The sequence below is a fragment of the Shewanella sp. UCD-KL21 genome, from assembly GCF_001957135.1.
GTDB lineage: Bacteria > Pseudomonadota > Gammaproteobacteria > Enterobacterales > Shewanellaceae > Shewanella.
In genome coordinates this window covers 43303-63808 of record NZ_MPHK01000011.1, presented here as the reverse complement: position 1 = coordinate 63808, position 20506 = coordinate 43303, and the positions used below count along the sequence as shown (strand labels likewise).

General features: G+C 42.7%; 17 protein-coding genes. 11 read left to right on the top strand and 6 right to left on the bottom strand.

From position 1 onward, the window contains the following. Positions 1-3 precede the first annotated feature (3 nt). The 3 genes from BM739_RS11510 (at position 4) to BM739_RS11500 (ending at position 4193) form a co-directional block, all read left to right on the top strand. Complete coding sequence (locus tag BM739_RS11510) at positions 4-1383, top strand: NAD(P)(+) transhydrogenase (Re/Si-specific) subunit beta (RefSeq protein ID WP_076540751.1); 1380 nt, start codon at positions 4-6, stop codon at positions 1381-1383. A 222-nt stretch (positions 1384-1605) separates the two neighbouring features. Next, on the top strand, positions 1606-2622 hold the full coding sequence (locus BM739_RS11505) for a sensor domain-containing diguanylate cyclase (protein WP_076540749.1): 1017 nt from the start codon (positions 1606-1608) through the stop codon (positions 2620-2622). A 212-nt stretch (positions 2623-2834) separates the two neighbouring features. Next, positions 2835-4193, top strand: coding sequence for a MipA/OmpV family protein (locus BM739_RS11500; protein ID WP_076540748.1), 1359 nt, complete (start codon positions 2835-2837; stop codon positions 4191-4193). A gap of 105 nt (positions 4194-4298) precedes the next feature. On the opposite strand, the gene BM739_RS11495 is transcribed toward BM739_RS11500, so the two are convergent. Together BM739_RS11495 and hldE are read right to left on the bottom strand one after the other, a co-directional pair. Then, positions 4299-5315, bottom strand: coding sequence for a hypothetical protein (locus BM739_RS11495; RefSeq protein WP_083698139.1), 1017 nt, complete (start codon positions 5313-5315; stop codon positions 4299-4301). A 23-nt stretch (positions 5316-5338) separates the two neighbouring features. Continuing rightward, positions 5339-6769 (bottom strand): bifunctional D-glycero-beta-D-manno-heptose-7-phosphate kinase/D-glycero-beta-D-manno-heptose 1-phosphate adenylyltransferase HldE, encoded by a 1431-nt coding sequence (hldE, locus tag BM739_RS11490; RefSeq protein ID WP_076540746.1) that lies wholly within the window; start codon positions 6767-6769, stop codon positions 5339-5341. A gap of 103 nt (positions 6770-6872) precedes the next feature. Here hldE and BM739_RS11485 point away from each other — a divergent pair, with 103 nt between their 5' ends. From BM739_RS11485 to BM739_RS11470, 4 genes are all read left to right on the top strand, one after another. Next, entirely contained in the window at positions 6873-7799 is a 927-nt protein-coding gene (locus tag BM739_RS11485; RefSeq protein WP_076540744.1) for an LpxL/LpxP family Kdo(2)-lipid IV(A) lauroyl/palmitoleoyl acyltransferase, read from the top strand. Positions 7800-8003: 204 nt separating this feature from the next. Beyond that, on the top strand, positions 8004-8969 hold the full coding sequence (locus BM739_RS11480; RefSeq protein ID WP_076540742.1) for a L,D-transpeptidase family protein: 966 nt from the start codon (positions 8004-8006) through the stop codon (positions 8967-8969). Between the two features lie 156 nt (positions 8970-9125). Then, positions 9126-10631 carry a pitrilysin family protein gene (locus tag BM739_RS11475; RefSeq protein WP_139326877.1) on the top strand — a complete coding sequence of 502 codons (1506 nt, stop codon included), beginning with the start codon at positions 9126-9128 and terminating at the stop codon, positions 10629-10631. After that, a complete protein-coding gene (locus tag BM739_RS11470) occupies positions 10628-12211 on the top strand; it encodes a pitrilysin family protein (protein ID WP_076540741.1) in 1584 nt (527 codons plus the stop codon). The genes BM739_RS11475 and BM739_RS11470 overlap by 4 nt, the downstream gene beginning before the upstream one ends. Before the next feature lie 66 nt (positions 12212-12277). Here the strand turns inward: BM739_RS11470 and BM739_RS11465 are convergent, their stop codons facing one another. Continuing rightward, on the bottom strand, positions 12278-12703 hold the full coding sequence (locus BM739_RS11465) for a GFA family protein (RefSeq protein WP_076540739.1): 426 nt from the start codon (positions 12701-12703) through the stop codon (positions 12278-12280). A gap of 141 nt (positions 12704-12844) precedes the next feature. Continuing rightward, entirely contained in the window at positions 12845-14239 is a 1395-nt protein-coding gene (nrfA, locus tag BM739_RS11460; protein ID WP_083698138.1) for an ammonia-forming nitrite reductase cytochrome c552 subunit, read from the bottom strand. Between the two features lie 250 nt (positions 14240-14489). Between nrfA and narQ the strand changes: the two genes are divergently transcribed. Together narQ and BM739_RS11450 are read left to right on the top strand one after the other, a co-directional pair. Continuing rightward, the gene (gene narQ, locus BM739_RS11455; RefSeq protein WP_076540736.1) at positions 14490-16226 is read left to right on the top strand and encodes a nitrate/nitrite two-component system sensor histidine kinase NarQ; all 1737 of its coding nucleotides are present in this window, start codon (positions 14490-14492) and stop codon (positions 16224-16226) included. Further along, positions 16219-16848: a response regulator gene (locus BM739_RS11450; RefSeq protein ID WP_076540735.1), complete on the top strand. Its 630-nt coding sequence runs from the start codon at positions 16219-16221 to the stop codon at positions 16846-16848. Before narQ ends, BM739_RS11450 begins: the two co-directional genes overlap by 8 nt. A gap of 127 nt (positions 16849-16975) precedes the next feature. On the opposite strand, the gene BM739_RS11445 is transcribed toward BM739_RS11450, so the two are convergent. Next, positions 16976-17347 (bottom strand): YacL family protein, encoded by a 372-nt coding sequence (locus BM739_RS11445; RefSeq protein WP_076540733.1) that lies wholly within the window; start codon positions 17345-17347, stop codon positions 16976-16978. A gap of 258 nt (positions 17348-17605) precedes the next feature. On the opposite strand from BM739_RS11445, the gene BM739_RS11440 reads away from it, so the two are divergent. Continuing rightward, positions 17606-18574, top strand: coding sequence for a zinc transporter ZntB (locus BM739_RS11440; protein ID WP_076540732.1), 969 nt, complete (start codon positions 17606-17608; stop codon positions 18572-18574). 55 nt (positions 18575-18629) lie between these two features. Here the strand turns inward: BM739_RS11440 and fkpA are convergent, their stop codons facing one another. Beyond that, a complete protein-coding gene (fkpA, locus tag BM739_RS11435) occupies positions 18630-19382 on the bottom strand; it encodes an FKBP-type peptidyl-prolyl cis-trans isomerase (RefSeq protein ID WP_076540730.1) in 753 nt (250 codons plus the stop codon). Positions 19383-19532: 150 nt separating this feature from the next. Here fkpA and BM739_RS11430 point away from each other — a divergent pair, with 150 nt between their 5' ends. Further along, the gene (locus tag BM739_RS11430) at positions 19533-20498 is read left to right on the top strand and encodes a WD40 repeat domain-containing protein (RefSeq protein WP_076540728.1); all 966 of its coding nucleotides are present in this window, start codon (positions 19533-19535) and stop codon (positions 20496-20498) included. Positions 20499-20506 lie beyond the last annotated feature (8 nt).

Genomic DNA, 20506 nt, shown 5'->3' with positions numbered 1-20506 from the left:
TCAATGACAACAATTATTTATTTGGCTTACCTTGTTGCCGCAGTCCTGTTTATTCTTGGTATTAAAGGACTGACAAAACCTAAAACTGCGGTTCGTGGCAACCAATTATCAGCCATGGGTATGTTTATTGCTGTGGTGGTAACCCTATTTGACCAAAGCATTCTTAGCTATGAGTGGATCATTGCCGGCGTGCTATTAGGTGGCACTATTGGCGCGGTGATGGCGACTAAAATTAAAGTCACCGACATGCCACAAATGGTTGCCCTACTAAACGGTTTTGGTGGTGGCGCCTCACTCGCGATTGCAGCGGCAAGTTTCCTTGACCCTACTGCAGCCACTAGCATGGTCGCGTTAATTTCTATCGGCGCGACGATTATTATTGGTGCTGTTACCCTTTCAGGTTCATTTGTGGCTTTTGCTAAGCTGCAAGAGCTTATTTCAGGTAATCCAATCAAAGTTCCTGGTAATAAAATCCTTAACGCGCTGCTGCTTATCACTGCGTTTGGCTTAGCCATTGCGCTAGTCATTAACCCTGCTAACGTCAGCTTAATGTATGCTTTAGTGGCTGTGGCTGTGGTATTGGGTGTGTTATTAGTGGTACCAATTGGCGGCGCAGATATGCCGGTTGTTATTGCACTATTGAACTCCTATTCTGGTATCGCCGCTGCAACAACTGGTTTCATTACCGGTAATACGGTATTGATTATCTCTGGTTCACTGGTTGGTGCATCAGGGATTATCCTCACCCAAATCATGTGTAAAGCGATGAACCGTTCATTATTTAATGTCTTATTCGGTGTGATGGCTGAAGGCGGCGAGAAAGTCGATGCTGATGAAATTTACGCCGGTAAAGTGAAATCAACTTCGCCAGATGAAATTGCCATGATGCTAGAAACCGCTGAACGTGTGGTTATTGTCCCAGGTTACGGTTTAGCCATGGCGCAAGCACAGCATGCAGTTCGAGAGCTTGCTAACGTTTTACAAGAGCGTGGAGTAGATGTGAAGTACGCTATTCACCCTGTTGCTGGCCGTATGCCTGGTCATATGAACGTGCTACTTGCAGAGGCTGAAGTGCCTTATGAACAGTTAGTTGAAATGGATGAGATTAATCCACAATTTGCGCAAACGGATGTGGCGATTGTTATTGGTGCCAATGATGTTACCAACCCAATGGCACGTGAAGATAAAGGTAGCCCCATCTATGGCATGCCAATTCTAAACGTCGATAAAGCCCGCACCGTGGTGGTAATTAAGCGTTCATTAAGCCCAGGGTTTGCAGGGTTGCCTAACCCATTATTTGCCATGGATAATGCGCTGATGTTATTCGGTGATGGTAAAAAAGGCATTGTTGAGCTCACCCAGAGCTTAAAAGAAGCTGATTAATTTTGAACATGTTAGATAAACACTCTAAAAAGGCCGCTTAGCGGCCTTTTTATTAAAAAGCGTTTCATTACTATCACTGGCAGAATAAACTATCACTGGCAGAATAAGCTATCAATAATCATGCATTGTCATTATTGACGAATTTATGAGTAAAATGTACAAAGGATACACGGATTGGTTTTCAAGCTTTAGTTCGTTTTAACACAAGGATGATTTTCTCAGATGGACCCATTGGCTTCACAAATTCAACAGCTCACAGCTCAGTTAAATCAACTCACCCAAGAGAATGATTCACTTAAGCAGAAACTAAAGCTGTGTGAAGAGAAGCTGTCAGCAACACTCGATGGCACAGGCTTATGTCTGTGGGAGCAACATATTCCCTCTGGCGATCTGACCATTTTTAATCAAGAATGGGGCGCGTTACTGGGCTATACCCTTGAAGAGCGCGCGGCCAATATTTCTAGCTGGAAAAGCCATTTACATCCTGAAGATAAAGACTGGGTCATTAAAGCTTTTGAAGATCACCTCACAGGTAAAGAAGAGGTTTATCGCGCCGTTCATCGAATGATCCATAAAAATGGCACCACCAGCTGGGTTTCAGACAGGGGCCGTATCGTGGAATACACCTCAGATGGACAACCCTTAAGGATCATGGGCACCCATATCGATATTACCCAAGAAAAACGCTACGAACTCGACTTAGCCCGCCTTGCCCACCAAGACCCTCTTACTGACTTACTAAACCGCGCAGCTATTGAAAAAGCTTACCTGCAGATGCAGCAACAGAAAGGCTTTAACTCAGGTAGTTTATTATTTATCGATGTTGATAATTTTAAAGGCGTTAACGACAAATATGGACATCATTTTGGTGATTTAGTCCTAGTCGAAATCAGTAATACTCTTAATCATTATTGCCAAACCTTAATCTCAAATAATAACGTCAGCATCGCTCGGCTCGGTGGTGATGAATTTGTGATTATTACCGCAATTGATGATTTTGCAACTATCAGCCTGCTGGCGCAACGATTAATCAAGCACTTTACCCGATTACACACAATAGAAGATAAATCAGTATCACTAGGGTTAAGCATTGGTATTAGCAGCTTTGATCAGACAGACTCATTCACCCAAGTTTGTGAGCAAGCTGATAATGCCATGTATGGCATAAAACAATCGGGTAAACATAACTATTCATTTTCCCAGCCAACGTTAGCACCAAAAGTTCAGCACACTGGCTAGGAGTTGTTGATGTTTCGAGATGAATGTTGACTACCAAAGTTCAGCTGCAGCTCAAGTTAAAAAATGGCTACAACAGCGACGTTGTTCATTTTCGACAATATCTACATGCTATAATCCTGAAATAAACCTTAGCGCTTACTTAGTTTTTTATAACCTCTTATTCAGCTAGGTATGAACAATTATTCTAATAATGATGAACGGTAAGCCCCTCTATGCCTAAAACAAGCTCTTTATTTACCGCGTTTATTTGTTTCAGCACATGTAGTTTTTCGGTCATAGCTAACAATGACCAACACCAAAGTGCTAATCCACCAAGCAAAGCAGATACTCACACTGCACCAGAGGTTGAATATTTCCCATCAACTTGGGGAGTTGGCATTGGCGTGCGTAAAGCTGATATTCCTTATGCCACTGACGATGATGATGTCTATGACGTCATGCCATTAATTGAATTTGAAAATGACTACTTTTACCTAAATGGCTTAGAAGGCGGGGTTCATTTATGGAAAAATGCAGAGCATCAAGTCAATATATACAGTCGTTTTCGGTTCGTTGACATCCCTAAAGAATATCAAAATCAAACCCAATCAGACGCCTTTGATTTTGGTTTTCAATACCGCTTTCAAAAAGATGGCCTAGAAGCTGACGCCGCAATTATGAGTGATGGTAACAAGCGCTTGTATGGTTATACTCGTACACAATACCACTGGCATAGTGGTGATTGGCAATTAAATCCTTATGCCGAGTTTCAATGGAAGAGCAATGATTTTAATGAGTATTACTATGGCTTAGAGCTAGCCGACCCCGGTGCTGGATTGGCTTTTTCAGCAGGAGTTAATGCTCGCTATCACCTTGCCAGTAATTTATACCTATTGGGTAACTTTGGGGTAACCCGCCTTGAAGATGATATTTATCATTTACCCACCATTGAAAATCAATATCAATTCGAGTCCTTCTTGGGCTTTGGCTTTTTCCCCGACAGTAAAAAGCCCAATACCAATCCAGTGCCTAAAGAAAGCGGCGAATTTTTAAGAGTGGCCCATGGCTGGGCAACGCCTTCAAATTTGAATGATATTTTAACTGGCAATGCCAAAGGCGATCGTTACAACAATCAAATGACCTCGGTTTTTTATGGCATCCCATTAAGTGATAGTTTATTTACCTTACCTATTGATTTGTACTTAACCACTGGCGCTGTGTGGCATCATGACTCAGAGGTGCAAGACAACTTAGCTGAAGGTGTACTTGCAGTTAAAGCCTTTTACACCATAGATTTAGGCTGGCGTTTTCGTATCGGGGTTGCTGAAGGGTTATCTTATGTCTCTGATGTCACCTACATTGAAGCCAGCGAACTTGACGAAAAAGATTATCGCCCCTCAAAACTACTTAATTACTTAGACTTTTCATTTGATGTTAACTTGGGAGATGTGTTCAACCACGCCCCAATGAAAAACGCATGGCTGGGTTATAGTATCCATCACAGATCGGGGATTTTTGAAACTAGCTCGGCTTTTGGCCGCGTCAAAGGTGGCAGTAATTACAACTCGGTTTATCTGCAGTGGCACTTTTAATTTAAAAACCACCATAAAAAAACAGATCATAAGCACATTTAAAAGCGACTTAATTAGTCGCTTTTTTTATAACATTGAAGCGCGAGGTTACAGTACTCATCAGAGTTATAACTTATTGTCCTCAGCCTCTTTATTGACTAATTGCGCCGCCTCAGAGAATTGCTCAACCAACCACTTATGGGCCTTATTCTCGCCCATTAACATGACTAATGTCGGGGAAATAACCTCAATAAGTCGTTGTTGCCGCCAAAATATATATTTGGGTAACGCCAGTGTTGCACCTCGGCCAAATGTGCGTTGCACTAGGCTAGAGATTTCAGCAATTTCAGTATCATCAAATAGCGCTAATTGCGGATATATTGTGGTAATAAACTCGCTGTAGCGGTCAAATCCTTGTATGTCTTTAAGTTGATATTGGCTCAATAACCAGTATAACTGCGGTGAACTCCAATGGCTGATATTATGTCGATTGTTAATCAAATCCATATTACGGCGATGAAACTGCTGCCAAGCTAAATTCAAATCGGGGCGGGTTTGTGCAATACGCCACACTAAATACATGTCCGCCAACCATTCATGTTGATAGGCAGACAGCTTACTAGGAAGTATATCGCCGATTAAGGCAATATTTTCTAAATGCCCGACCTCATGCCATAGGGTTAATTTAACTTGTTCTAACAGCGCTAACTGATAGGTCTGCCCATTGATTGCGGTTATCGTTTGGGTAAGAGGCTGCTTAGCGCTGACGATAATAATGCCGGCGATATCATGGTGATTAACCGCTAACACCATTGCGGTTTTACCCCCTAAATGAGAGCTGATTTGCGCGTCTTTCGGTAATTGGCTCACGACCTCAATAGGTAAGGCGTTCAAGCAACTGAGGTAACGACTTTCATCGCACACAATTGCCTGCTTGTTACTAATAGGGATCCAACTAAATGAACTTGAATTATAGGGGGAGATGGTGGGGGCGAGTGCGGTTTTTATCTGAAAAGGCAAGTGAGTATCAGCCAGCAATGGCTGGCTGAGCACTAGGGTACTGATTAAAACGGCACTCTTTATAATGGCATTTTTTAAAACGGCGCTCTTTAAAACAGCACTCTTTAAAACGGCACTGGCCATTAAGTACAGTGCCCGCCTATTCACTACTTGTTAGCCATGATATTTTCAATAATTGCCGTAGTAGAGACGCCGTCTTCAAACCCAAGAATTTCGACACTACCACCAGCAGCTATCACTTCCTTACCTCCGGCCACTTGTTCGACTTTATAGTCTCCACCTTTGACCAACAAATCTGGTAATAAGCGGCTAATGACGCGCTGCGGAGTATCTTCACTGAAAGGAATAACCCAATCAACTGACGCTAAGCCCGCTAAAACAGCCATACGGCGATCAATTTGATTCACTGGGCGACCATCACCCTTTAAACGCTTCACCGATGCATCATCATTAACGGCAACAATTAAACGATGGCCCAATTCTTTTGCTTGCTGAAGGTAGCTTACGTGGCCCGCATGTAAAATATCAAAACAGCCATTGGTCATGACTACCTTTTCGCCGCGAAGACGCGCTTGCTCAATGGCATAAGCTAACTGATCTTCAGTCACTACGCCAAAGCCTGACTCGCCTTGATTTAAAGCTAAGGCTTCAATGAGCTCAATTCGGGTGACAGTTGCGGTGCCTAACTTAGCCACCACCACACCTGCAGCAATATTAGCGATAGAACAAGCCTGTGCTAACGAGCTACCCGCCGCCAGCGAACTTGCTAATGCTGAAATAACCGTATCGCCAGCCCCTGTCACGTCATAGACTTCACGGGCAACTGTTGGGATATGTAGCTCAGCATCATCATGGCTAATCAGCGTCATGCCTTTTTCAGAGCGGGTCACCAAAATGGCAGTGAAATCGTTATCTTTAATCAGCTTTTTGGCTTTTGCGATTAAATCAGCTTCACTGGTTACTGGGCCCACAACCGCTTCAAACTCGCTCATATTAGGGGTGATTAACGTCGCGCCGCGATAGCGTGAAAAATCACTGCCTTTAGGGTCTACCAGCACCTTTACGCCTTTAGCGCGGGCTTTAGCAATAAAGTCGATTGGCGAGTCAATCGCACCTTTGGCATAGTCAGATAACACTAATACATCGACGTTATCTAACAGCGCTTCACTGCTATTTAATAAACTTTCGCTGTCAGCTTTAGGGTATTTCTCTTCAAAATCTAAGCGGATAAGTTGTTGATTGCGAGAAAACACTCTTAATTTGGTAATCGTGGGTTTATCAGCAACGGTTAACCAGCGAGGTTCAACCCCTTGGGCTTGAACACCAAGGGTTAACGCTTTAGCATTTTCGTCATTACCGACAATACCAGCAAGCTCAACTTGACCGCCAAGAGCTGCAATATTTAATGCCACGTTAGCAGCGCCGCCGGGTCTATCTTCAATTTGATTGATGTTAACTACAGGTACTGGCGCTTCTGGTGAGATTCGACCAGTAGGACCAACCCAATTACGGTCAAGCATGACATCGCCGACCACTAAAACACGGGCTTTTTCGAATGCAGGAAGAGATACCTTCATAGTAAACTTATTCTTTTGCTGATATTAAACCGTGATTGTACCTAATTTTGCTCTAAAATTAAGTTAGAATAGCAACTAATTTTGATTTTTGGATGAGTTCCTCGTGGTAGATAAAGCACAATTTTCCTCGCATTTATTGCACCCAAAGCATTGGCCATTATGGTTTGGCGTTGCTCTTATGAAGCTGACTCAGCTATTACCGCTTCGCTGGCAAATGACACTTGGCAAGGGTTTAGGCCGTTTGGTTTTAAAACTTGCTGCGAGTCGCAGACATACTGCAGAGCGCAATTTTCAGCTGTGTTTTCCTGATATGCCAGCCGCAGAACGCGAGGCACTGCTTAAGAGAAACTTCGAAGAAACCGGAAAAGCCCTATTCGATACCATCAACGCTTGGTGGTGGTCTGATGAAAAAGTGCAGCAGCATATGACCATTAAAGGCGATGAGCATGTGCGAAACACCTTAGATAACGGTCAAGGCGTCATACTGTTTGCTGTGCATTGTTTACCGTTAGAAATGGGCGCGAGAATGTTTGGCCAATTCCAACCGGGGATCGGCGTTTACCGCCCTCACAACAATCCTGTGATGGAATACTTACAAGTCAAAGGCCGCCTGCGCTCGAATAAAGGTTTAGTGCCAAAACGTGATTTACGTAAGATGGTAAAAAGTCTAAGAAACCCAGATGTGATCTGGTATACCGCCGACCAAGACTTTGGCCGCTCAAGTGCGGTATTTATCCCGCTATATGCCGTACCCGATGCAGCAACCATTACTGGCGCGACCACCTTGGCGAAGTTAGGCCGCGCCAAAGTCTTACCCTTTTTTGTCGAACGTAATGATGATGACACGGGCTACAATATGGAAATTTTAGCGCCGCTTGATAACTTCCCCGGTGAAAATGAGCTCGAAGATGCGATTCGTGGTAATAAGATCATTGAACAATTAATTGATCGTAATCGTAATCAATATATGTGGCTACATCGCCGCTTTAAAACCCGGCCAACCAAAGAAACCCCCTCTTTATACAAATAGCCAGCAGGGGTAATATTGACGGTAAAATATCACTGGATCACGACCATAGCTTGAAATAAGCGCAAAAATGAGCAAGTATCCAGTGATTAAATAGCAAAACTTTAGTTTAAGTTTTCATCAGATGTTGAGATTTATCCAGCAGGAGCACTCGTAACTCTCACAAAGCCATTGTGAACATCACTCACATAGGAAAACATCCACCTTATGATTAAGTCTTTTTGCGCCAGATTGATTGTTGTTTCTACCATGCTGTTTAGCGTTCAAGTGGTGGCGGTAGAATATGCTTTACCCGCTAAAGACAGTCGTTTAATTGGTGAAAATCAATATTATGTTGTACCTGAAGGTAAATTAACCCTAGAAGCCATTGCAGATCAGTTCCAACTCGGACTGAGTAATATGCTTGAAGCCAACCCAGGGGTTGACCCTTATTTACCTAAACCCGGTAGCACTTTAGTGATTCCCCATCAGTTGATCCTACCGGATGCACCGCGCAAAGGTATTGTGATTAACAGCGCTGAGATGCGCCTATATCACTATAAAAAAGGCACCAATATTGTTGAAGTACTGCCCATTGGTATTGGTCAAGTAGGCCGTGACACCCCTGAAAATTGGGTAACTCAGGTTTACCGTAAACGCGCGAATCCAACCTGGACACCCACCAAGCGTACCCGCGAAATTTATGCTGCCAGAGGTGAAACGCTTCCCGATGTGTGGCCAGCAGGTCCAGATAATCCTATGGGGCTGTTTGCTTTATATGTGGGTAATTTATTTGCGATACATGGCACTAACGCCTCTTTCGGTATTGGCCTGCGCGTCAGCCAAGGCTGCGTCAGATTACGTGAAAATGATATTGAGCATCTATTTAACACAGTGCCGGTTGGTACCCGAGTGCAATTTGTCAATCAACCGATTAAAGCCACCATTGAGCCCGATGGTAATCGGTATTTAGAAGTGCACCAGCCATTGTCTGAAACCCAAGAGCAATTTGATTCATCTGAGCCACTACCACTGACCTTAGATAAAAAAATTACTGCTGTTGTAGCTAATGCAGACACTGACTCATTTGTACTAAAACGCTTATTAGAGCAGCGCACTGGCATACCAACTCGAATTAACAGCATGCAACAGGCAAAAAACCAAGACATGGTTAACCCTGTCGATTCAGAATAGCCTCTTAATAACCAGCGGCGAATCAGCATAAGTCATTTTGTTAACCACGTTTATTCAAGCACTTATCTTATGAATATTTCATTGATAAGTGCTTGAGCTCTTTATCAATACTCAGTAACCTAAATCAAGGGTTCACTTTATACACTGGGTAATAGATTGAAAGCCATCACTGCCATTTCTGCTTTACTATCAGTAACCTTACTATCAGTAACCCTGAATGGTTTCATCAGCCCAGCGATTGCCAGCTCCCCCAAATCATTATCTACAGCAGCGTCATTTACCGAATCAAGATCAGTAGCCCAGCAGTGTGACCTCACAGATGGCATAACTAAGCTTCAATTACTTGAGCAGCAGATTGCCCTCAGTGAGCTTGATAATGGTTTGATTATTCGCCAAGTGAATTTGCCCAGTCTTAATACTGTGGCGATTGCCTCGCAATTTAATGTGGGTTCCCGCAATGAGCAAGCTGGGCAAACTGGCTATGGGCATTTATTTGAGCATTTATTATTTAAAGGCAGTAAAAATGCCCCCGATGATAGCTACCCACAGCAAATGAGCGCCCTTGGGGCACGTTTTAACGCCAGTACCCACTTCGACTACACCAATTATTATGTGACGATTCCAGCCCAAGCCCTAGAGCTTAGCCTGTTTTTAGAGTCAGACAGGTTTATGCAACCGCTACTGTCAGAAACCACAGTCAAAAATCAGCAAGGCGCGGTGCTTGAGGAAATGGCCACCAGCATTGATAACCAACCCTACATTCGAAAGGCGATGGAGTTTTTATTATCCCAAGTTAAGGGCAGCCAATATGGTCATGCCATCATTGGCAGTAAGCAAGATGTTCAAAGCGCTAGCGCCGCTGAAATCATGGCATTTCATCAACGCTATTATCGCCCTGATGCCATGCAAATATCCTTGGTTGGCCAACTCAACGACCAAAGCACTGACTGGCTAGCAAAGTACTTTGGCCACTGGCAAGCTCCCGCTCATCCGCAAGATGAATTTAGCAAAATCGATTTAGGTGAAAATACGAACGCTATCCACGCTGAAATAATCGATAGTCGCGGCCCATGGCCGGCATTATTGCTGGCTTGGCATACGGTAGGAAGACAAGATAGCGACTTTGAGGCTATTTCATTACTGCAAAGCTACCTGTTTCAAAATATCGCCAATGCATTAACCAAAGCAAGCCTTGCAAATCCGCCCCATATGCTCAGTTACTCAGTGCCATTAACCATGGAAAATCACGGCGTCACCAATCTGGTATTAGTGCCCAGAGCCAACACCTCATTAGATGAACTTAATCAACGAGTCAGTAATATCCTTAATCAAGTCGCCAGCCAAGGTATTGAGCCCAATGTATTGTGTCAGCTTAAAAGTATTGCCCTTAATGACGCGCTAATTAACTTTACTGATAGCCAACAATTGGCCATTCATTTATCAAATACCGCCAGCCGCGATAAATACTTACCGCTCACTCAGCCATGGCAGCGCATAAACCAAGTCACTAACGATGATATTAAAACGGTCACCCAGCAATACTTTATCGGTAAACAAGTTCGCCTTGATTTACTGCCGCCTTGGTACATTCGCTGGGGTAAAACCTTACTTGAATGGTTACCCCAAGGGATGGCTGAATCTCTAGAAGAGTGGGCATTATGAAAAAGTTGTATTCAATTGGCTGGGCAAAATTAATCGGCTTAGTTGTCTTTATCTGCTCACAACAGGCTTGCCAGCATGCACCGATTAGCTTCACCGCTGCACAGCCGCCCAATTTAGCCAATTATAACGATTTGCCGGTATTTGGTAGTGAAAAAGTACAACTGCCATTAAGCGCTATAGCCTCGCCGCAAACCATGTCATTGACTGCAAATAGCTATTTACATCAATGGCCATTAACCAATGACTCCTTTACCCAGCAAGGCAATCAGCTTTATTTGGTCGGCATATCAAAAGAGGCAGCCATTGCTAACCCCGATATTATTATCGCCGCCTTCAAACAACGACAAAAACACATAGCTAATACCCAAGTGCTAACCGCAGTGCAAGCAGCCTGTTATGACAGTATGCGCTTTAGGGCCAGCCTGCACAGTATCGGCATCAGTATTAATTGTGTGGCAACCACAAAGCTTAAATCGGCATTACTGTGGCAGTTTTGGGATCACCAAGCGGTGAATGAGCTCAATATTGCCACCATTAAACGCAGCCTTAAATTGAATAAGCACATAGGCGCTTTTACTGGCGGTGAAATAGATCTCGCCTTTAGAAAGCAATTACTGGGCAGCCAACACCCTTATAACCAAAACATCAATAATGACACTGTGATTGATGAGTTAACCCATGCCAGCTTATCTGCATTGCACACTGAGCTGCGCCAACAACTGCAGTGGCATTTGTTTGCGCCACAATTGGGGCCGCAATTAACCAATGCAAAAGCGCAGACTTTAAATACAAAAAAACTAAAAACCAATAACTTAAGTATTAAAGCGGCCCAACAAGACACATCACTGCCAAGTTGGCTATTAGCAGAAAAGCCAGATACAAGTCATTCTGCTTTCGATTCAAGTGTTCAAAAAAGCGCTAAAACCAGCACCGTTGAAACAAGCACTGCAAAGGATAAAATCCTTTATATCATTGATGCGCCAGACACAGTGCAGACCCAAGTCAGAATGGGCTTTGTCACTGCTAGCGCTGATACGCCAGTGCAAAATGCCAATACTTGTCAGATGATTGCCGCGCTATTAGGTAGAGGTTATTCAGGGCGGTTATTTTATGATTTACGTGAAGTACGCGGCTTAAGTTATGGGGTTTATGGCCGCTGCGTCAACGCGCCGTTGAGTCAATATATGTATTTTTATGGCAGCACCGCGTTAGAAAACTCAGGCGCTTTTATAAAAGGGATGTTAGATCATTTAAGCCTTATCACTGAGCAAGCGGCCTCACAAAATGAAATCAATGCCACTGTGACCTACTTGCAGGGTAAGCAGCAACTGAGCCTTGATAGCCCCTTTGGTAAAGAAAGCCTCTACATCCGTCAATTATTAAGCGGCCAAACCATCGCGGAATTTAGCCAAGGGATGAAACAACTGCAGCAACTGACTCCGATGCAATTATTGCAACAGGCCAACGGCTTGAGCCTAAGCACGCCTATTGTAGTGCTGCGCGGTGACGCTGACAAAATCAGCGCCGACCTACAGCAAAAATTGCCCACATGGCAGCTTAGGCAATTAGAGCCTGATTAACTGTATTTGAAGCGAAAATTAGCTGTATTTGAAGCAACAATGAGCAGCAGCTGAAGTCGAGCAAAATCAACTGCTTCTTTGATACTGATAACGCTGACAATCGTCGACAATATTAAGCCAGCTAACCTGATTTTGAGTATAAATGTGGTAATTGGGTTTCACTGAACTTGGCTTATCAAGGGATGCGATGGTTAAAGTGTAATAATCAGGATAGCGGCGGTCTCGATAACTCATAGTGCAGCCACACTGAGCGCAAAAGCCCCTTAGTACATGTTCAGAAGAGGCATATTCAGTCACCGCGCCTGCAAGCCAGCTTATCTGCTCAAGCTTAAAGTCCATCCAAGCTTGAAACACCGCCCCAGATGATTTTTGACACTGCACACAATGGCAATAATCTGCATCAAACGGCGCGGCACTGACTTGATAGCGAATTGCGCCGCACAAACAGCCACCCGTGAGCACTACAGCCTGTTCAGTTGATTTATTATCCATATAAACCTTCAATCGCTCATTATTTAAAACTTAATTAAAGCATAAATTTATGCCAATAAAAAAGCCCTCAAAAGAGGGCTTTGGCCGGCAATACAACATAAGTTCTATTGCTAATTTCTAATGCTAGAGAACTATTGCGAATTAGTAAGTTGCTTCACGCTTTTCAGCTTCTGCATCCCACTGTGGCACAAGATCTTGTAAGAACTTTTGCTTATCCGCATTCATCTTATCCATATCCATACCTAATGCTTGTTGTGCTTTGGCTTTAGTAGAGATATCAGGGATAGCGATTGGCATTTTAACGCCTTTAGCGGCAAGTAGTTGAGCCAGCTTAATACGTGCATCAGCTGCTTTATCAACAGCGCCACCTAAAATACGTAACGCTTCAGCTGGCGCATGCGCTGCAACACCATGAGATGCTGTAGCAAAATCCCAGCGCCACTGACTATGACGAATATCGGTTAAGATAGGCTTCATTTCAGTTTCAGTTGCGCCCGCATCCCATGCTGCACCCGCCTCAAAGTGAGCGTGTACCAGCTGAGTTTCAGCTCTTAGCTTGATTTCTGTAACACTTTTTTGATTAGCATGTGTTACTTCCATCATGAACTCTTTAGTCTTGCCTTTATGACAAGTCGCACAAGTATCGTCGAAGCGATCAAATGGGTTACCCACTTTATGATCGGTGAACTTACCCTTACCGTTTGCTTTAGCTACGCGCGGCATATGACAGTCTGTACAACTTACGTTGTTTTTACCATGCATGCCTAACTGCCAAGTTTCATAACCTGGATGCTGCGCTTTCAGCATTGGGGTTTTAGATACGGCATGAGTCCAATCAGAGAAGTTGATGGCATCGTAGTACACTTCCATCTCTTCAACTGTGGTGCCATTATCCCAAGGGAATTTTACAAAACCTTTACGGTCTGCTGTTTTCTCGAAATAGTACTCAACGTGACATTGACCACACACCATAGATTGCTTGTCTTTACGTGACGCTTTAGCAAAATCCATGTCGATGGCTTTCATCGCGCGATCAACATACGGGCGAGAAATACGTAATTTTGGTGAGCCTTTTTCATGACAGTCGCCACAGCCAATGGTATTGACGATTTCAGGGCCGCCTTTAGCCCACTTACCTTTAAAGTAGCCGTCTTCACCTTGCTCTTCAATCATACGAGGAACGTCAGGGCTTTTACAGCTCCAACATGCCATTGGCATTGGGCCATCATCAGGTCCTGTTGGTGCGCCAGTACGTAAAGTGTTACGCACATCGGTCACCGCGTAATGGTGACCACGGGCTTTATTGTAATCTTTAGCAAAGCCGTAACCTGCCCATAACACGACAAGGTTTGGATCTTCTTCTAATACATCAATAATTTCATCACTTTCTGATGTCGCATGCCAAGATTCAAATTGGGCTTTATATTTATCTTTATATACTTCATTTCGAGGTTCTGTTTTATCACTAGCCATTGCGCTAGTCATCATAAAACTACTTGCTAATAGTGCACTTAGTGCAATAATCTTTCCTTTCATCTTCATCACCGTTCATCTCCGTGTTACATTTTATATATTAAATAATCACGACATCTTCATAAGCAAACTTATAGATTTAAGGTTCAATTAAGAATACCCCTTAGTGAGTATTAAGCAATAAGCTTGCGCTAGATCAAAATGTTAATACGTTGTACGTCACATATTTACTAATCTGTTAACAAATAATGATAATCGAACAGTAAAATAGTGCGCACTTTATGTTCAAAATATGACTTAAGTTGGATATTTCATGGTCAAGCGTGGCAGTCTCACATCAACAATATTAAGACTAATGCTAGTATTAATCTTTATTTCGTCCAGTCTAGCGGTGTACTCCATCATTAATCTGTCTTTTAGTCTTGGTGATGCTAGAGCCATTAATGCCTCTGGTTCATTAAGAATGCAGAGTTACCGGTTAAAGTTATTTTTAGAACGTGAACCACATTTATTGAATGAAAAAATAAATCAATTTGAAGAAACCTTAGACTCAGAAGCACTTCAACGCTCCAGTGCTTGGTATAGCCCTAAAGAACTTTCAGACCAATATTTATTGGTAATAGTGAAATGGAAACAAATGCGTTATTTCATTGAAAACAATGAAAAACCGCTCTATACCGCAGCCCTAAAAGACTTTGTTGATACTATTGATTTACTGGTGCTAGAAATGGAGCGATTTGCGGCATTTAAGCTCAGAGCATTAGTCATAAGCCAAATTATCGGTTTATTTTTAATGCTAATAGTGGCAAGTTTTGCGACCCGTTATACCCGCAAAAAGATGGTGCAACCGATACTGCAATTAATGGATGTGGCTAATTCAATATCTAAAGGTAAGTTTAAAGTTGAGGTGCCGGCAACAGAGTATATAGAGCTGCACTCATTAGGGGATGCTTTCAAAAAGACCGCCGCCGAGCTTGATAGGCTATATCAAGACTTAGAAGGCCAAGTGAATGAAAAAACCACCGCCTTAACTCGCGCCAATAATGAGTTAAGTTTTTTATATGACAACTTAATCATGCTCCATGCTGACAGACTCGATTACAAGGCACTGGGCTTAGCATTAAACCAACTGCAGCAATTTGAAAGTCTCGATTTTTTACGCCTTGTTATCGAACATGATGACCATTCTATTGACACCATTGAAGCCGATACCGGCTGGCCTACCCCTGAAAAATATCCTGATGCGCCAATTAACCTCACCCCTGTTAAATTTAATCTGCAATTAGAAAATAAAAATTTAGGCTACCTTGAGGTTATTTCTCTAAAACCGATTAACAACGTGTTATTTGTCAATTTCGCTATGATGCTAACCCGCTCTATTGTGATCCATAATGCCACCGAAGAGCGCCAGCAATTAGCCTTAATGGAGGAGCGCGCCGTGATTGCCAGAGAGCTGCACGACTCTCTAGGTCAGCTATTATCTTATTTAAAAATTCAGGTGAGTTTATTAGGAAAACAAATACAACCAGAACATAAAACCGAAAAGGTAACATCACAATTATTTGATATTAATGAAGGCGTTAGCGTGGCATACGGTCAATTACGAGAACTGTTATCTACCTTCCGTTTAACCATTAAAGAGCCTAATTTAAACCAAGCCATTGAAGTCATGATTAGTGAGCTACGTAAACAGTCAGGCATTGACATTGAGCTTAAATATAGCCTTTCACAACACCTATTTGCCTCAAGCCAGCATATTCATGTGCTACATTTAATGCGTGAAGCAACCATTAACGCCATCAAACATGCCAAGCCAACTAAAATAGAAATTGATTGTTTTTTAGCAGACTCTGGTATGATACAAATCAACATAAAAGATGACGGTATTGGTGTCTCTCACTTAAAAGCGCGAGATCAACATTTCGGCATCGGCATCATGCATGAGCGTGCAACTAAATTGCACGGTACGGTAAAGTTTGACAATAATCCGCAGGGCGGCACAACTGTTTCCCTCGTATTTCCACCCCAGCAGGAGCCTTTAAATGGGTAAACCTTATTCTGTACTCGTAGTTGATGACCACCCTCTACTTCGGCGTGGCATCTGTCAGTTAATAACCTCAGATAGTGATTTCAAACTATTTGGTGAAGCCGGAACGGGGTTAGATGCATTAACCGCAATCGGTGAAGACGAACCTGATATTATTTTGCTCGATCTTAATATGAAAGGCATGTCAGGCTTAGATACCTTAAATGCCATGCGCCAAGAAGGCGTAACAGCTCGTATTGTTATTCTTACCGTTTCTGATGCAAAGCAAGATGTGGTGCGCTTATTACGCGCTGGCGCGGATGGTTATTTACTTAAAGACACTGAGCCTGATTTATTATTAGAACAACTTAAAAAAGCCATGCTTGGCCATCGAGTAATTAGTGATGAAGTCGAAGACTATATTTATGAGCTTAAAAATGCTGATAATGATGAGACTTGGATAGCTTCGTTAACCCCACGTGAATTGCAGATTCTTAAAGAGCTTGCTGAAGGTAAAAGTAACCGCGTTGTCGCTGAAGACTTACACATCAGTGAAGGCACGGTAAAAGTTCACGTAAAAAACTTATTACGTAAAGCCAATGCCAAATCAAGAACCGAAATGGCGGTAAGGTACTTAAACCACTAGTCATTGAACCAATCAATGGCTGGCGTTTAAGGCAAAAAAATGGATGACAGCCACTGGCTATCATCCATTTTTATTTCTAAAGCATCAATAAACAGCGATAAGGTCAAAATGCCTAACGACAGCTCAACTAGGCTCTGGCGATAAATTCAATCCAACTCTTTAAGGCACTTTCAAAGTCTTCTAAACCACAAAAGGCTTCTGACTCTGCGTCATACATATTCATTGACTCTTCCAAGTCAAAGTCTTCATCAAAATCAATGGCATTGGTATAAATCCGCACCTGCTCGCTGTCAATCGCGATAGACAAATCGTTACTTTGCCACGACCAGTCTGCTTTTTTGCTGGCCCTAATTTGTTCAATTTGCTGCAAAATATCGTTGCATTGGGATTTATCCGTACCAAGCTGCTCAGCAAAAAACCGTCCGAGTATTGCATGCTCCATACTGAATTCTGCAAACAGGGTGCCGTCTAGACTATTACGGCGAAATTCATATTCCATGGTAAAGCTCAATTAAATAAGGCATTAAGTCTATTTTAACTGATGTTGACGCAAACTGCTTAATTACAGCCAGTAAATAATTAAAAATGCCACTAAATAGTATTTAAACTTACAGCATCTAAAATACCTTAATAAGGCATAAGTATCTCGGTTAAATAGTTAGCGGTATTTTTAATGCTCAGTGATAGGATAGCCATTACCAACAAAATAAATCCGCTTTTAAACCATGCGCCATACCGCCTAGGTATAAGGAATCATATGGAAACAGGTTTTATATATTGCTTATTATTATCAGGCCCTAATGCTGGCCAAAGTTTAACACCTGAGCAAGTTAACCAATGGCAGCCTGCAGATGGTTTATTGTGGCTACATCTGCGTTATAGCGCAGCCGATGTCATAGAGTGGATTAACAACGCCCAATTACCCGCCACTGAAACAGACACCCTACTGGCAGAGCACACTCGCCCAAGGGCTCTTAGCACTGCAGATGGCATATTAATGGCTTTACGCGGAGTGAACCTTAACCCCAATTCAGCGCCAGAAGACATGGTGTCGATGCGAGTATTCGCCCAGCCACAGCGGATAATCTCTACCTGTGAACGGCCACTACAATCGGTAAAAGATATCGCTCAACAGATAATAAGCTCACCTGGCTCTATTGATTCTAGTGCTGATTTCCTTATCTCTTTATGTGAACGTTTAACCCACAGAAAAGTAGAACTCATCCATAATCTTGAAGATGAACTAGATAATCTTGATGAGCAGGTGTCTGAGCATAGCAGCCAAACTTTACGCTCAGATATTGCTGAGCTGCGTAAGCAAACGGTTATTTTACGGCGATACTTTTCGCCCCAACGGGATGCTTTTTCGCGGCTACTTAATGACAGCCACTTACTCTTTAATACTGAGCATAAGCTTCGCATTAGAGAAATTAATGAAGTGCTCATTCGGGTCATTGAGGATTTAGATGCGGTGCGTGATAGAGCCAGTGTCACTCAAGAGCAACTGCAATCAGTGCAATCTGAGCAGCTTAATAAACGGCTTTATTTTCTGTCACTGATCTCAGCAATATTTTTACCATTGGGCTTTTTAACGGGCTTGCTTGGGGTCAATATTGGCGGCATACCAGGTACTGATAGTCATTTAGCCTTTAGCTTATTTTGCGCTGGACTGTTTGCCATTATTGCGCTGCAAATGTGGCTGTTTTATCGCTTTAAATGGCTGTAGTGATTTTCAGGCAATAAAAAAGGACGCCAAGCGTCCTTTTTTATTATTCGAAAAATTACTGCGCAGCTGGTGCCGCTTGTGCTTTTTCGATAGACAGCAATTCAACTTCAAATACTAAGGTTGAATTAGCTGGGATAGTACCAGTATCACGTTCGCCGTAAGCAAGTTCTGATGGGATAACGAACTTGTACTTAGCACCAACAGGCATTAATTGAACACCTTCAGTCCAACCAGGAATAACGCGGTTTAGTGGGAACTTAGCTGGCTCACCACGGCTGTATGAGCTATCAAACTCAGTACCGTCAACCAAAGTACCTTTATAGTGTACTTCAACCGTGTCTTCAGCAACTGGAGTATCACCTGCACCCGCTTCAAGTACTTCGTACTGTAAGCCAGATTCTGTGGTTACTACGCCTTCTTTAGCTTTGTTGGTTTCAAGGAACTTTTTACCTTCTTCAACCGCTTTGCTGGCTAATAATGCCGCTTGCTCAGTACGCTTTTCGTTTAATTTAGTGTCTAAGCCTTGAAGAACCACTTGCATCTCTTCTTCAGTTAGCTCTAACGTATCAGCTAAACCATCGCTAAAACCTTGGATAACTAAAGTTCTATCAACTGCAAAACCTAACTCTTCTTGTTCAGTAATATGACCCGCCATGTAACGGCCAATAGAACCACCAACACTGTAAGCTTCTTTTTGTGCATCCGTTGTTAATTCAACTTTTTTAGCAACAACTTCTTGCTCTTGATTACACGCAGTTAGACCAACTACAGCCAATGCAACTAACGATAATTTGTAAATAGATTTCATTAAAGCTTCCTCAGCACTCTTAAGCGGTTACAATAACCTTTAGATGTAAAATTTGTATATATTTGGCCACTTTATACTAATTAAAGTGTTTTTAGCAATGGCCGTAAGTGATATCAACGCCATTGAGACAACATTTACAGGAGCAAGTTCATGATTCGGATCATTATGCTGATATTTTGCATTTGCTTACTCATTGGTTGTCATCCCTCTGCCACACACGTCTTTAGGGTCACTGATGATGCCAGTTACAGCGCCAGCTTATCTGAAGATGGCCAATATGCACTTGTCAGTACAGCAAGTAATGGGGTTTTATTGTGGGATCTCAAGGCTAGCCAGCTAAAATACCATTGGCAACATGGTAATAGTGCTAGCGAAAGTGATAACAGTGTCTTTGCTACCGCGATCTCTGCCAATGCGCATTATGCTGCGACATTATCTAATAGCTCATTAGTGATTTGGAATATCCACAGCGGTGGAGCTGTTGGTTGGTGGTCATTGCCCGTATCGGCACAATCGGTGGCCATTGCCAATAATGCCCAAACACTAGTAGGACTTATTGATGGTTCAGTGATGTCGCTCGCCCCAGAACAAAGTCTGATTAAATTTCTTGGTCATCAAGAACGGGTATCCAGCGTATCAATTTCCGCAGATGGCCAGCGAGCGCTAACGGGCTCCAATGATGGCACTGCTATCTTGTGGCAAGCACAAACAGGCCAACCTATTCAGCAATGGCAACTTGAGTCACGCCTTAGTAAAGTACAGTTGAATCAGCGCGGCAGCTTGAGTTTTGTCAGTGATATTAAAGGTCATGGCTATATCTATCACAATGACACTGGTACACAACAAGCGCAATTGGCCATAAACCGCCGCCAAATGACCTTTAGTAGTGCCAGGTTTATTCAGCAAGATAAACAGCTAATAACAGGCTCACCTTCCAAAGAAATAATATTATGGGATACAAAAACTGGTAAAAAACAAACAACAAGGCAAATTCAGCTGACGAAAAACAGCCAAAATAGAGGTGCCGTTGTATACTCTATTGCAAGTGATGAAAATCAAAACATCATCAGTATCAGTAATCAAGGTTTAGTAGAAACATGGGGCGTCTTAGAATAGCGCTATGT

What these genes read in the sequence shown, in the direction of transcription:
- fkpA (WP_076540730.1), bottom strand. Translation starts at nt 19,382, where the DNA reads ATGAAATCTATTTACAAATTATCGTTAGTTGCATTGGCTGTAGTTGGT.
- BM739_RS11510 (WP_076540751.1), top strand. Translation starts at nt 4, where the DNA reads ATGACAACAATTATTTATTTGGCTTACCTTGTTGCCGCAGTCCTGTTT.
- BM739_RS11495 (WP_083698139.1), bottom strand. Translation starts at nt 5,315, where the DNA reads ATGGCCAGTGCCGTTTTAAAGAGTGCTGTTTTAAAGAGCGCCGTTTTA.
- BM739_RS11500 (WP_076540748.1), top strand. Translation starts at nt 2,835, where the DNA reads ATGCCTAAAACAAGCTCTTTATTTACCGCGTTTATTTGTTTCAGCACA.
- BM739_RS11450 (WP_076540735.1), top strand. Translation starts at nt 16,219, where the DNA reads ATGGGTAAACCTTATTCTGTACTCGTAGTTGATGACCACCCTCTACTT.
- BM739_RS11470 (WP_076540741.1), top strand. Translation starts at nt 10,628, where the DNA reads ATGAAAAAGTTGTATTCAATTGGCTGGGCAAAATTAATCGGCTTAGTT.
- narQ (WP_076540736.1), top strand. Translation starts at nt 14,490, where the DNA reads ATGGTCAAGCGTGGCAGTCTCACATCAACAATATTAAGACTAATGCTA.
- BM739_RS11480 (WP_076540742.1), top strand. Translation starts at nt 8,004, where the DNA reads ATGATTAAGTCTTTTTGCGCCAGATTGATTGTTGTTTCTACCATGCTG.
- nrfA (WP_083698138.1), bottom strand. Translation starts at nt 14,239, where the DNA reads ATGAAAGGAAAGATTATTGCACTAAGTGCACTATTAGCAAGTAGTTTT.
- BM739_RS11445 (WP_076540733.1), bottom strand. Translation starts at nt 17,347, where the DNA reads ATGGAATATGAATTTCGCCGTAATAGTCTAGACGGCACCCTGTTTGCA.
- BM739_RS11440 (WP_076540732.1), top strand. Translation starts at nt 17,606, where the DNA reads ATGGAAACAGGTTTTATATATTGCTTATTATTATCAGGCCCTAATGCT.
- BM739_RS11465 (WP_076540739.1), bottom strand. Translation starts at nt 12,703, where the DNA reads ATGGATAATAAATCAACTGAACAGGCTGTAGTGCTCACGGGTGGCTGT.
- hldE (WP_076540746.1), bottom strand. Translation starts at nt 6,769, where the DNA reads ATGAAGGTATCTCTTCCTGCATTCGAAAAAGCCCGTGTTTTAGTGGTC.
- BM739_RS11430 (WP_076540728.1), top strand. Translation starts at nt 19,533, where the DNA reads ATGATTCGGATCATTATGCTGATATTTTGCATTTGCTTACTCATTGGT.
- BM739_RS11505 (WP_076540749.1), top strand. Translation starts at nt 1,606, where the DNA reads ATGGACCCATTGGCTTCACAAATTCAACAGCTCACAGCTCAGTTAAAT.